The sequence below is a fragment of the Bacillus tianshenii genome (assembly GCA_020524525.2).
GTDB lineage: Bacteria > Bacillota > Bacilli > Bacillales > Bacillaceae_N > Bacillus_AV.
In genome coordinates, this window is sequence record CP129018.1 from 2,513,779 (window position 1) to 2,527,564 (window position 13,786).

Annotated in this window: 11 protein-coding genes and 1 other annotated feature; of the genes, 2 read left to right on the forward strand and 9 right to left on the reverse strand. The window is 44.1% G+C overall.

Annotated elements, in window-relative coordinates:
- Nucleotides 1–112: 112 nt before the first annotated feature.
- The 6 genes from LC040_12820 to zapA form a co-directional block, all read right to left on the reverse strand.
- Entirely contained in the window at nt 113–1,813 is a 1,701-nt protein-coding gene (locus LC040_12820; GenBank protein ID WLR50158.1) for a long-chain-fatty-acid--CoA ligase, read from the reverse strand.
- A gap of 255 nt (nt 1,814–2,068) precedes the next feature.
- Nucleotides 2,069–2,476: a DUF350 domain-containing protein gene (locus LC040_12825; GenBank protein WLR50159.1), complete on the reverse strand. Its 408-nt coding sequence runs from the start codon at nt 2,474–2,476 to the stop codon at nt 2,069–2,071.
- A gap of 34 nt (nt 2,477–2,510) precedes the next feature.
- Nucleotides 2,511–4,871 carry an endonuclease MutS2 gene (locus LC040_12830; GenBank protein ID WLR50160.1) on the reverse strand — a complete coding sequence of 787 codons (2,361 nt, stop codon included), beginning with the start codon at nt 4,869–4,871 and terminating at the stop codon, nt 2,511–2,513.
- 26 nt (nt 4,872–4,897) lie between these two features.
- Nucleotides 4,898–6,622, reverse strand: coding sequence for a DNA polymerase/3'-5' exonuclease PolX (gene polX, locus LC040_12835; GenBank protein ID WLR50161.1), 1,725 nt, complete (start codon nt 6,620–6,622; stop codon nt 4,898–4,900).
- A 70-nt stretch (nt 6,623–6,692) separates the two neighbouring features.
- Entirely contained in the window at nt 6,693–7,256 is a 564-nt protein-coding gene (locus tag LC040_12840) for a CvpA family protein (GenBank protein ID WLR50162.1), read from the reverse strand.
- A 4-nt stretch (nt 7,257–7,260) separates the two neighbouring features.
- Nucleotides 7,261–7,524: a cell division protein ZapA gene (gene zapA, locus LC040_12845; GenBank protein ID WLR50163.1), complete on the reverse strand. Its 264-nt coding sequence runs from the start codon at nt 7,522–7,524 to the stop codon at nt 7,261–7,263.
- 223 nt (nt 7,525–7,747) lie between these two features.
- On the opposite strand from zapA, the gene rnhC reads away from it, so the two are divergent.
- Nucleotides 7,748–8,671, forward strand: coding sequence for a ribonuclease HIII (gene rnhC, locus LC040_12850; protein WLR50164.1), 924 nt, complete (start codon nt 7,748–7,750; stop codon nt 8,669–8,671).
- A gap of 98 nt (nt 8,672–8,769) precedes the next feature.
- On the opposite strand, the gene pheT is transcribed toward rnhC, so the two are convergent.
- The 3 genes from pheT to LC040_12865 all read right to left on the reverse strand — a co-directional run bounded on the left by pheT (nt 8,770) and on the right by LC040_12865 (nt 13,420).
- Entirely contained in the window at nt 8,770–11,196 is a 2,427-nt protein-coding gene (gene pheT / locus LC040_12855; protein ID WLR50165.1) for a phenylalanine--tRNA ligase subunit beta, read from the reverse strand.
- A gap of 15 nt (nt 11,197–11,211) precedes the next feature.
- Nucleotides 11,212–12,246, reverse strand: coding sequence for a phenylalanine--tRNA ligase subunit alpha (gene pheS, locus LC040_12860; protein ID WLR53284.1), 1,035 nt, complete (start codon nt 12,244–12,246; stop codon nt 11,212–11,214).
- 96 nt (nt 12,247–12,342) lie between these two features.
- Nucleotides 12,343–12,588 (reverse strand) — a binding site (T-box leader).
- A 73-nt stretch (nt 12,589–12,661) separates the two neighbouring features.
- A complete protein-coding gene (locus LC040_12865; protein ID WLR50166.1) occupies nt 12,662–13,420 on the reverse strand; it encodes an RNA methyltransferase in 759 nt (252 codons plus the stop codon).
- 90 nt (nt 13,421–13,510) lie between these two features.
- On the opposite strand from LC040_12865, the gene sspI reads away from it, so the two are divergent.
- On the forward strand, nt 13,511–13,732 hold the full coding sequence (gene sspI / locus LC040_12870) for a small acid-soluble spore protein SspI (protein WLR50167.1): 222 nt from the start codon (nt 13,511–13,513) through the stop codon (nt 13,730–13,732).
- The last annotated feature ends 54 nt before the right edge of the window (nt 13,733–13,786 follow it).

Here is a 13,786-nt window from a genome sequence, read left to right on the forward strand (position 1 = left end):
CAACAGAAAATCTGCAACTGATGTGAGGGAGGTTCATTTTTTCTGAAATGAATGATTGTTCATTCATTTGTTATTCTACTGAATAGAGTGAAAAATGTCAATATAGGGTTTGTTATTTCTTCTTTCCTAATGCTTGTTTCTTTGCTTCTTCTGACAATGTTCGGCGTAATATTTTACCGACAGCTGTCTTTGGCAGTTCTTGACGGAATTCGACTGCCCTTGGCACTTTATAGGCTGCAAGATTTTCTCGACAATAGGCCTCAAATTCTGTTTCTGTTAAGCTTGCACCTTCTTTCAAAACGATAAATGCTTTCACGCTTTCACCGCGATATTCATCTGGAATGCCGACTACGACGGCCTCTTGAATTTGCGGGTGTTCATAGAGCACTTCTTCAATTTCTCGTGGATAAATGTTAAACCCGCCAGCAATAATCATATCCTTCTTCCGGTCCACTACATAAAACCAGCCCTCTTCATCCATGTAGCCTAAATCACCTGTTAAAAGCCACTCATCATCAAGAAACGCTGCTTCCGTTTCCTCTGGGCGTTTCCAATAGCCTTGCATCACCTGTGGTCCTTTCACAACAATTTCGCCTACTTCACCAGGCTTTGCTGGCTGTCCGGTTTCCATTGAATGTACATAGCTGTCAGTTTCAGGCCACGGAATGCCGATACTTCCTTTGACTCGCTTTTCCCAAACAAAATTTGCATGTGTAACAGGGGATGCTTCTGTTAAACCGTACCCTTCTACAAGCTTTCCACCAGTAGCCGCTTCAAAGCGTTCTTGTACTTCGACTGGAAGCGGGGCAGAGCCACTAATACACGCCTTAATTGAAGATAGATCATACTGCTTTAGTTTCGGATGATTGAGCAGGGCGATATACATCGTCGGTGTGCCTGGAAACAGCGTCGGCTTCTGCGACTGAATTGTCTTAAGCACTTCATTTGGATTGAACTTCGGAAGCATAATCATTTTTGCCCCGATTAGCACTGAATAATTCAAAACAGTTGTCAGCCCAAACACGTGGAAAAACGGTAAAATGGCCAGTATCCGCTCTTCACCTTCTTTGCAATGATACAGCCATTTCCGACACATCAAAGCGTTTGCGGAAATATTGCGATGAGTGAGCATCACACCTTTCGGTTCGCCCGTCGTACCGCCTGTATACTGCAGCAATGCCAAGTCTTTGTTCGGGTCAATTTCAATCTCCAGGTCGACATCCTTCCCATGCTGAATTGCCTGCTTGAAAAGATGCACATATTCGCTCGCTTCAACATTCACAAGCAGCTTTGCCTGCTTCTTCTGGACTAAGGGGTAGAGTCGATTCTTCGGAAAGGGGAGATAATCTTTGACGCTTGTCACAATCGTATGTCTTACATCTGTGTGCTTCTTGATTTTTGCAGCATTCGGGTAAAATAAATCAAGGCAAATGAGAAATTCAGCACCTGCGTCATTCAGCTGATAACGCATTTCGCGGGCTGTGTACATCGGGTTCATCTGCACAACAGTTCCGCCAGCCATTAGAACAGCGTAATAACTGATCACACCTTGAGGACAATTCGGAAGCATAATAGCAGCTCGGTCACCTTTCTTCAAACCGAGATTTCGCAAATAATCAGCGAATTTACGGACTTGGCTGTACAGATCCTTATACGTCATTTCAAAACCAAAGAAATAAAGCGCTTTCTTTTTTGGAAAAGCTTCTGCCGTGTCCTGTAAATAATGATGAAGCGCCTTTCCGTCCTGTTCAATCTCAGCCGTTATTTCTGTTGGATAATGAGACAACCATGGCTTCTCTAACATTTTCTCCATGCTCCAGCTCCTTCCATCCACTTATATTTTCTTGCCTATTTCTATTATATATGATTATTGTGGCAATTTTGAATATTTTGTTTAAATAATTATTGGAAAAATACTGTTCATGTATTTTTCACATAAGAAAAGAGCCGACACTACTGCCAGCTCTTTCGTTTATGCAAATAAAATCCACCATATGACGCCAAATAAGAGAAATCCAGCACACACTATCATCAAAATTTTTGCGAGTCTTTCCATCCTAGTCTCTCCTTACCCAATTCCTGAACCGATGACATAGCTCAGCCCAATTGAAATCATCATTGAGATAAAGCCGACAGCACGGTTGTCATTTTCAATTTCCACATCAATATTGAACTTTGGCGTAAGAAATTCGTACATGAAATAACCAAATAATAAGAGCAAAAAGCCAAATATTCCTGATTTCATCATTTGAATAAGGGTATCATTATGTTCAATGGAATAACGAAAAATATTCGCAATTCCAAAGATTTTCCCCCCTGTGGCCAGCGCTACTGCAAGGTTCCCCTTCTTAATTTCCTCCCAGTTGCGATACCGGGTTACCAGTTCAAAGATCGCTAAAAAAACGATCATACACAGCACAGCGACACTGTACTGTGCTGCGGTTTCCACATAAATATTTTCCCAAAAGTTCGTCATTACACACGCTCTCCCCACATGTTGGATTCCGTGTTTATTTTAAGTCAGCAACCGTCGCACCGCTTCCGCCTTCATTCATACCGCCGAGACGAATATTTTTTACTGAGCGGTGACCATTCAAGTAGTCATGCACCCCTTTACGAAGCGCTCCTGTTCCTTTACCGTGAATAATCGTCACACTCGGATAGCCTGCTAACAGCGCGTCATCGATATATTTTTCCAGACGAAGCTGTGCATCTTCATAACGCTCACCGCGCAAATCTAACTCAGGCTTAACGTGATAGTTTTTCCCTTTTACAGAAGCAAGCGGCTTCTTCTCAACCTGCTTCGGCGTGTTGATGAATTGAAGGTCCTCTGTTTTCACCTTCATTTTCATAATCCCGATTTGTACTTCGTATTCGTTGTTTCCTGTCTTAGAAATGATATGACCTTTCTGATTAAAGGTTAACACTTTCACTTCATCACCAGGCATCAACTCTTTCTGCTGCTTCGCTTTCGGCTGTGCTTTTTTCTTTGATTTCTTCAGTTCAGGAGCAGCATCCTCTAGCTGCTTACGGGCTTCGATTAGTTCATGCTCTTTCACATCGGCATGCTTTTCTTGCTGAAGCTTTCTTAAGTTCTTAATAATCTCGTCTGCTTCGGCTTTCGCCTTCTTAACGGCCTGCTTCGCTTCTTGCTGTGCTTTCTCATACATCTCATCGCGCTCATCTTGAAAGGCAGCAAATTTTTCTTCTAAGTCGTGGCGAATCGTTTCCGCTTCTTCACGGAGACGAACGGTATCTTCCATTTCCGCTTCGGCGCGCTTCTTGCTTTCTTCTAGCGATGCAATCATATTCTCCACTTTATTTGATTCGGCGCTCATATGGCTCTTCGCTTTGTCAATAATCGTATCAGCAAGGCCTAACCGTTTCGAAATCTCGAATGCATTACTGCGACCTGGAACGCCTAGAAGCAGACGGTACGTTGGGCTCAATGTTTCTACATTAAACTCGACACTCGCATTCATAACGCCTTCTCGGTTATAACCATATGCCTTCAGCTCAGGATAATGGGTCGTCGCAACTACTCTCGCACCACGGTTATACACTTCATCAAGAAGTGCAATCGCCAGTGCAGCACCTTCCTGCGGGTCCGTCCCTGCCCCTAATTCATCAAACAGCACTAACGACTCGTGATCCACTTTTTCTAAAATATCTACAATGTTCGTCATGTGGGAGGAAAACGTACTTAAGCTCTGCTCAATCGACTGTTCATCACCAATATCAGCGTAAACTGCTTTAAAGACGGTCATTTTCGAGCCATCAAGAGCAGGAACCTGCAAGCCTGACTGTGCCATTAACGTCAATAAGCCAAGTGTTTTCAGCGTAACCGTTTTACCACCTGTGTTCGGTCCTGTAATGACAATTGTCGTAAAATCTTCGCCAAGCTCAATATCATTCGGCACCACTTCATCCACCGGAATCAACGGGTGGCGCGCCTTCTTCAAATCAATTACCCCATCATTGTTCATTTCCGGTTTCGATGCCTTCATACTCTGACCGAAACGCGCCTTCGTGAACATAAAGTCAAGCTCAGCTAAAATATCAACATTTACACGCAACGCATAAGCATCTTCGGCAACAAGCACTGTTAATTCTTGGAGGATTTTCTCGATTTCCTGCTTCTCCTGCACTCGTGCTTCCATCAGTTGATTGTTTAACGTCACCACTGACTGTGGCTCAATGAATAATGTCGCACCTGAAGATGACTGGTCATGCACCATCCCACCGAACGCTGTGCGATATTCCTGCTTAACCGGCACAACATAGCGGTCATTTCGAATCGTTACAATGCTGTCAGACAGCATCTTTTGCGTTGATGACGAGCGTGTAATGTTTTCAAGCTTTTCCCGGATACGCGATTCCGTTGTACGCAGCTTCGAACGAATCGAACGCAGACGGTCACTTGCACCGTCCATTACGCCGCCGTTGTCATCAATGCAATTGTTAATGCTCCGCTCTAGTTCAACAAGTGTTTGCAGCTCATCAATATAGCCTTCCATAATCGGAAGCTCAATTTCCTCTTCAAGCATATTCAATACATACTGCTTCGCTTGGCGAGAGGCATAGATCGTACTCGAAATATCCAACAGCTCCCGCGCATTCAAAATCCCCCCGATTTCCGCCCGTTTGACACTAGGGCGAACATCAAAGATTCCACCAAGCGGAAAACTTCCTTTCAACCGTAAAACCTTCGCCGCTTCATCTGTCTTGGCTTGGGCATCAATCACTTCTTCTAACTCATATGCAGGCTTCAACCGTTCTGCCTTTTCTTTTCCAAGAGATGAGGCAGCATACGTTTGAAGCTTTTCTTTTATTTTATCGTATTCTAAGACGCGCATCACACGCTTAAACACGGCATAATCCTCCTTGTTCGTTCACTTTACGACTGCTCATGCCGCTTCAAAAAGCCGCGCAGTTCTTCAAGTTCCCACGTATTGATCACAGACTCCTTCTTCACCCACCCGCGGCGGGCTGCAGCTGTCCCGATTTCCATATGCCCGAGCATATCGATTCGATGAGCATCTGTATTAATAACGAGCTTCACGCCTGCATCCTGCGCCTTCTTCAGCCATTCTGCAGCTAAATCCAGGCGGTTCGGATTGGCATTCAACTCAAGTGCTGTATCTGTCTTTGCCGCTACTTCAATTAACATCTCTAAATCTACATCATAGCCCTCACGACGTCCAATTAACCGGCCTGTCGGATGAGCAATAATATCGACATGATGACTTTCTAGTGCATTTGTTAACCGCTCCATAATCGTTTCCCGCGGCTGTGAAAAGCTCGAATGAATCGACGCAATGACGATATCAAGCTCACCTAGCATCTCATCATCATAATCCAACGTCCCATCAGGCAAAATATCCATCTCAACTCCTGATAAAATCGTAAAATCATCATATTTCTCATTCACTTGCTCGATTTCTTTCTTTTGTTTACGAAGCCGTTCTGCTGTCAGCCCATTCGCGACTTTCAAGTATTTCGAATGGTCGGTAATCGCAATATAGGAATAACCTCTTTCCCGTGCCGCTTCTGCCATCTCTTCAATCGAATATGCGCCATCACTCCAGGCTGTATGCATATGCAAATCACCGCGAATATCTTCTAACTGTACAGCTTCATATGGCTCTTTGAACACATCAAGCTCATCTGTTCCTTCTCTCATTTCCGGCGGAATAAATGCAAGCCCAAAATGCGCAAAGAATTCTTCCTCAGATGCAAAAGTAAGCACTTCCCCTGTCTCGTCCACTTCAACGCCATACTCACTAATCTTCTCGCCACGCGATTTCGCCAGCTGACGCATTTTCACATTATGGTCTTTTGAACCTGTGAAATGATGAAGTGTTGTCGCAAATGCTTCTGGTTCAATCAAACGAAAATCAACCGAAATGTCATAATCCCAATCCATTACAACAGACACCTTTGTATCTCCAGAAGCGATCACATCTGAAATACGATCAAGCGCTAGTATTTGTTCCCGAACATCTGCAGGTTTTGTTGTTGCAATAATAAAATCTAAATCCTTAATCGTTTCCCGAACCCTACGCAAGCTTCCTGCCCGTGAAAACTGTTCAATACCTGTCATTTCCTCAAGCTGTGCTTCAATCTTCTGTGCAACCGGCAGCATAAACGCGATTGGCAAACGGTCTGGGCGGCTGCCGATATCTTCGATCGCAGCTAGAATCTTTTCCTCTGTTTTCTTTCCGAAGCCAGCTAGTGTCTGCACTTGATTGTCTTCACACGCCTTCTTCAAGCTTTCCATATCGGTCACGCCGAGCTGTTGATAGAGCTTGGCAATTTTCTTCCCCCCGAGACCAGGAAGCTTTAACAGCTGCAACAGTCCTTTCGGCAGTTCCTCAACAAGGTCTTCTAACGTCTCAGATGTGCCTGTTTCGACTACTTCTTGAATGACAGCAGCTGTTCCTTTACCAATGCCTTTCATTTTTGAGAAATCATCAATATCAGACAGGCTCCGGTCATCATTTTCTAACGCCTGCGCTGCTTTCCGATAGGCTGACGTTTTGAAAGGATTTTCACCTTTTATCTCCATGTAAACTGCGATTGTTTCCAGTACTTTAATAACGTCTTTCTTGTTCGCTTTCATCTTTTACACCACCATCCTAACGGTTAAAAAACTTCTCCTATCGATTGGAGAAGTTTTGCTAAATTGCTTATCATGTTTGCTTCGTAAAGCTCGTCACACCGTAGTGCTCAAACCATAAGTCTTTTAGTTTCTCGGAAAAGACTGGTGTATGCTCGACCATCCCTTGTGCCAGCACTGATTGATTCAATGCTGTCTGCACAGATTCAAGCGGCACTAACGCCCCTACGTATAGCAAAAAGAATAAAAATAAATAGACTTCAACAAGGCCAAGTGCTCCACCAAGCCAGCCGTTGACTGTACTTAGCAGCGGCAAGTCAGCAAGGAAATCAAGCATCGTGCCGATAATCTGCATCACAATCTTAGTCCCGAAGAAAAGAATCGCAAATGAAATAGCACGATAATACGCCATCTCTGCATTCACTGTATCTAATAATAACGTTAGCGATGTATCTTCAGGCAAATTCGGGTACGGAATCCACAAACGAACGTGCGGCGTTAAATCGTCAAAATACATATACGCCACAACGAACGATAAGATGAAACCAACGATATGTACAATTTGCAGGACAAAGCCGCGCTGAAACCCGACAAAAAAACCGCCTGCTAATAAAATCAAAATAATCAAATCAACCATTGTATTAGTTTTCCTTTTCTTTCTCGTATTTCGCCTTTAATTTCTCATAATCATTTTGTAATTTCACATAATCATGTACAATATTCACAGCAGTCAATACTGCAAGCTTGTTTGTATCGAGGTAAGGGTTCATTTCATTAATCTCTCGCATTTTGCCGTCCACCATGCTTGCAACCATGCGGACCCGGCTTGAATCCTCATCCCCAACTATTGTATATTGTTGACCATATATATCAACCGTAGTTCGCGTTTTTTTATCCCCTGACACCTAAGAAAGCCCCCTTGTTCTTAAGATACCGTTCAAAAAGATCGATTAAAAGAGGACTAAAGATAAATATCTCTGTCGAATTTCTTTTTGAACAACGCATAAGAATCCTATTATTTATGATAACATGAAGCATCTGCTTTTCAAAACATTTAGATAGAAAAGGAACGGACGCTTTTTCCTGTTTCGTTCAGCTGTCCGGGTCATTAAGAAAGGATGTCTAATTATGTCGAATGCCGTTATTCAAGCATCAACAAGTGTGCTCACAAAAATGCAGGCACATTACGCTAAATACATACAACCGAAACAACCTCAAGGAAGTGTCTTCACTGCAAAGCCACCTGGCTGTACAATTACCGCCTACAAATCAGGAAAAGTACTGTTTCAAGGACAAAATGCTGAAGCGGAATCTGCCAAGTGGGGTACAGCGCTTGAGAAGAAAACAAAAAAGCCGAAAGCAACGTCACAATATGCTCCGCCATCTGACATTGCGAGTCAATCAATTATCGGCTCTGATGAAGTGGGCACTGGTGATTATTTCGGACCGATGACAGTGGTCGCTGCCTACATTTCCACTGACAATATGGACTGGCTAAAGAAGCTCGGTGTCCGTGATTCTAAGCACCTTAATGATACACAAATTGAAGAGATCGCCAAGGTGATTATGCCGCTTATCCCGCACAGCCTGCTCATTCTTCATAATGAAAAATACAATGAGCTGCAAGCAACAGGAATGACTCAGGGCAAAATGAAGGCGCTGCTTCACAACCAAGCGATCAACCATGTCGTCAAAAAAATCGGCGATGCCTCGCTGGACGGCATCCTTATCGATCAGTTTGTACAGCCTGATACGTATTTCAAACATATCACAGGGAAAAAGCGTGAATGGCGTGATCCGATTTATTTCAGCACACAAGCAGAGGGTGTACATCTATCTGTCGCAGCCGCATCGATTATTGCCCGCTATGTATTTGTGAAGGAATTCGAAAAGCTCAGCCTCCAAGCAGGCTTCACGCTTCCAAAAGGAGCCGGCCCACAAGTAGACAAAGCAGCTGCACGCCTAATCAAGCAGCATGGGGAAAAAGCGCTTTCAAAATTTACAAAAGTCCACTTTGCTAACACTGAAAAAGCAAGGCGGTTAGTTCGTTAAGAGGTTTCTAACACTATTCGTAAGCTACGTTGATCTAGTGTCCACTATAAAGAAAGCAGGTGCTCCCGAATGTGGGTGCACCTGCTTTTTTTCAATATTTAACCGCGCAATTGTGCACCAAGCTTTTCTTCTACAGCTTTTAGCACACCTTCGTGGACTTTTGTTACTTCTTCGTCTGTTAATGTTTTTTCCGGGTCAAAGTAGCGAAGTGAGAATGCAAGTGATTTCTTGCCTGCTTCTAAGTGTTCGCCTTTGTATAAGTCAAAGATTGATACTTCCTTCAACAGCTTACCGCCTGCTTCTTTAATGACAGCTTTGACGTCATCTGCTGGTACGTTTTCATCTAAAACAAGCGCAATATCGCGTGAAATTGATGGGAAACGCGGGATTGGTTCGTAATGAACCTCTTCCGTATCAGCGTTCAACAGCTTCTCAAGTGACAGTTCGAATACATATGTTTCATTCAAATCAAGTTCATTTTGTGCCTGTGGATGAACTTGACCAACAAAGCCAAGGTATTCATTGTCAAGTAAGATTTCCGCTGTGCGGCCAGGGTGCATTCCGTCCTTGTTCATTGCTTTAAACGTAATACGTTCGTTCACACCAAGCTCAGCGAATAAGCCTTCAAGCACACCTTTTGCAACGAAGAAATCAACTACCTTCTTCTCTCCTTGCCATTGGTTCATATGCCAGATACCCGTGAATGCACCAGCGAGGCGCTCTGTTTCCGTCGGCTGTTTCGTTACTTCCTTCTCACCTGACAAGTACACACCGCCGATTTCAAATACAGACACACTGTCAATCCGACGTGCTTTGTTATAGCTTAATACTTCAAGCAAGTGCGGTACAACGCTTAAGCGAAGCGTGCTGCGTTCTTCACTCATCGGCATTGCTAAGCGGACAGGCTCAGCTGTAATTGTTTCATCCTTGTATTGATGAACTTTTTCTTCACTTGTAAGTGAGTACGTAATCGTTTCATAGAGTCCTGCACCTTCAAGGTAACGTCGTACTTTGCGGCGATTTTGCTGATAAGGTGTCAGGCGGCCTGGTGTGAATTCACTAACAGGCAGTGTGATTGGCAAGTTATCATAGCCATACAGACGAGCCACTTCTTCAATTAAATCTTCTTCAATTGTAATGTCCCAACGACGCGACGGAACAGTTACCGTAAAAGTACCGTTATCTTCGTTGTATTCAAATTGTAGACGGTCAAAGATTGCCGCTACCTCTGATGTGCTTAACGCTGTACCAAGCACTTTATTAATACGTTCAACAGTAATCGAAACCGTTGTCGTCGTTTGTTGTAGGTGGTTCACTTCCACACGTCCTTGAAGCACTTCACCGCCGGCAAGCTCTGCCATTAATTGCGCAGCGCGGTCAGCGGCTAGTGGAGCACGATTTACATCCACACCTTTTTCATAACGTGCGCTCGCTTCACTTCGTAAGCCATGGTCTTTCGAAGCCGTACGGATACGCTGTGCGTCAAAGATTGCTGACTCAATTAATACATTTACCGTGTCACTGCCAACCTCTGAATCAGCACCGCCCATTACACCAGCAAGTGCAACAGGTTCTTTGCCGTTCGTAATCACTAAATGCTCATCTGTTAATGTACGTTCTTCATCATCAAGCGTTGTCAGCTTCTCACCTTGTTTCGCGCGGCGGACGACAACTTCCTTTGAATCGAAACGATCATAATCGAATGCATGAAGCGGCTGACCGTACTCAAGTAAAATGAAGTTCGTAATATCAACGATGTTGCTGTTTGGACGAATGCCCGCAGCCATCAAGTAGTTTTGCAGCCACATTGGTGATGGACCGATTTTCACGTTTTTCACGATACGTGCTGCATAATACGGGTTATCTTCAGGTGCTTCAATTTTTACCTCAATGTAGTCAGAAGCAGGCTCGCTCTGCTCTTCGACAGCTGTGTTTGGAAGCTTTACGTCTTTGCCTAGGATTGCCGCTACTTCATACGCAACACCAAGCATGCTTAAGCAGTCTGCACGGTTTGGTGTTAAGCCAAGCTCAAGCACCTGATCATGAAGGTTTAAGTATTCAAGTGCATCAGAACCAACTTCTACATCACCCGGGAAGACGAAGATTCCGTCTGCGAATTCTTTTGCAACAAGCTTGCTTTCGATGCCAAGCTCCTGAAGTGAACAGATCATGCCGTGCGACGCTTCACCGCGTAGTTTTGCTTTTTTGATTTTGAAGTTGCCTGGTAAGACAGCGCCAACCTTAGCAACAGCAACGTGCTGACCTGCCGCTACGTTCGGTGCACCACAAATGATTTGTACAGGTTCTTCTTCACCAATATCGACTGTGCAGACATTTAATTTATCCGCATTTGGATGCTGGTTACATTCTTTCACATAACCGATGACGACATTTTTAATACCTTTGTTTAATGCTTCAACCGCTTCTACTTCAATACCAGTTCGAGTAATTTTCTCAGCTAAGTCTTCTGCAGAAATGCCGTCTAATTCGACATATTGCTGCAGCCAGTTATAAGATACGTACACTTCGACACCCTCCTATTACGCGCGTTTAAATTGTTTTAAGAAACGAACATCATTTGTATAGAAATGACGAATATCATCAATACCGTACTTTAACATCGCAATCCGCTCCGGACCCATTCCGAACGCAAAGCCTGTATATTTCTTCGAATCGTAGCCGGCCATCTCCAATACATTTGGATGAACCATACCAGCGCCGAGAATTTCAATCCAGCCTGTGCCTTTACATACGTTACAGCCTTTCCCTCCGCACATTCCACAAGATACGTCAACTTCAACAGACGGCTCTGTAAATGGGAAGAAGCTCGGGCGTAAGCGAATTTCACGCTCAGAACCGAACATGTGCTTCGCGAACGCATCTAATGTTCCTTTCAAGTCACTCATTCGTACATTTTCATCAACAACTAAGCCTTCAATCTGTGTAAACTGATGAGAATGTGTTGCGTCATCTGTATCACGGCGATATACCTTACCAGGGCAAATGATTTTCACAGGACCTTTACCTTGATTCTTTTCCATTGTACGTGCCTGGACAGGAGACGTATGCGTGCGCATTAACAGCTCTTCCGTTATGTAAAAGGAATCCTGCATATCACGCGCAGGGTGACCTTTCGGCAGATTCAACGCCTCGAAGTTGTAATAGTCCTGCTCAACCTCTGGGCCTTCAGCAACCTCATAGCCCATATTCAAGAACAAGTCTTCAATCTCTTCGATAACCGCTGTTAATGGATGATGATTCCCTTGCTCAACAGGACGTCCTGGAAGTGTCACATCAATTGTTTCTTGTGCCAGCTTCTTTTCCACCGCTTCTTTCTCAAGCTGTGTTTGCTTCTCATCCACTGCTGTTGCGATTGCTTCACGCACCTCATTAGCAGCCTGCCCAATCTTCGGGCGCTCCTCCTTCGAAAGCTTCCCCATACCCCGAAGCACTTCCGTAATCGGGCCTTTCTTTCCTAAGTATGAAACACGGATATCCTGCAGTGCTTTCAGATCAGCAGCATCTTTTACTTTTTGCAGCGCTTCATCACGAAGCTCATTCAAACGATCTAGCATCTTTGCCATTCCTCCTTTGATTTGAAAAACATTTCAGGCGGTGTGAGCGCAGCTCCGCCAACTTTCCATAGAAAATAAAAAAACTCCGCCCCTAATGAAAGGGACGAAGTGTAGTATCGCGGTACCACCCTTTTTAACAACAAGCAAAAGGATACCTGCTGTTCGCTCAATTACGATAACGACTGTTGTATCAGCCGGGGCACCTTTACTTGCGTTAATCAAGGTCCAAGTGCCAGCTCCGAAGTGAATTCAGCTGCTTCTTCCATAGAAACGCTCTCAGTCTGTGGCGCTTCTTCCCTGAATGGCGAGCTTCAGCTTACTACTCTTCATCACTGCTTTTTAAGGAACTATTCGATTATTAACGTATTATAGTATAACACAGCTTGAACAGCAACTGTAGACGAAATTTTGGGCATTAGCCGCGTAAATGATAGAGCAGAACACCGCAAGCAATTGCTACGTTTAATGACTCCGCATGACCGTGAATCGGCACGTACAGGTTTTGCGTCGTTTGCTCTAATAAGGCAGGCTGAACGCCACTTCCTTCATTGCCGACGATTAAGGCAAACGACTCTGGCGCCTCAATTTCTGCATAAGGAACAGCGTTGTCAAGCGCACTCCCAAAGACAGGTACATCTGCTTCTCTCAGCCGATCTACCCACTCACTAAGATTTCCTTTTATAACAGGTAGATGAAAGAGCGAGCCCTGTGTTGAACGGATGACTTTGCTGTTATAAAGGTCAGCACAGCCTTCACCCGCAATGACGCCATCAAGCCCAACTGCATCTGCTGTACGAATGAGTGTGCCTAGGTTTCCAGGGTCTTGCACCCCATCCACAAGCAGCAGCTTTGTGCCATCTAGCTTCACACCCACTTCATCACTGTTCATTTTACAAACAGCTGCGATGCCCTGCGGTGTTTTTGTATCACTTACTGCCTTCATGACGTCCTTGCTGACAAGGTACACCTCTGTATTCACATTTTGCAAAAACGACGGAATCTCTTGATCGTCCTGAACTAAAATCGCTTCAAATGGGACATTGTATGTAGCAGCTTCTTCAACAAGGTGTGCCCCTTCAATTAAGTAGCTCTTACTGTCTTCTCGATGTTTCTTTTGATGCAAGCTTTTCCAATGCTTGACATGGTTATTCTTTGCCGACTGAATATGTTTCAAGGTCTCCACCTATCTTTCCTTACATATAAAAAATACTTTTTGCTAAACCTAAGTTTACGCTTCAACAGAACTTAAGTGAGGTGATATGTAATGAATCTTAACTTGCGCAATGCCATCATATCAAATGTGGCTGACAACTCCAAGCAGCAGCTAGAAGCAACAATTGTCGATGCAATTCAAAGCAATCAAGAAAAGATGCTTCCTGGTCTTGGCGTATTGTTTGAACTCATTTGGCAAAACTCGAATGAAAAAGAACAAGAAGAAATGCTAGATGCTTTAAAAAGCGCTCTTTCCACTCAGCAAAGAGCATAAGAAAACTCCCACAGCCTTATGGTTGTGGGAGTTTTTGCTTTTGACCAGCTGCGA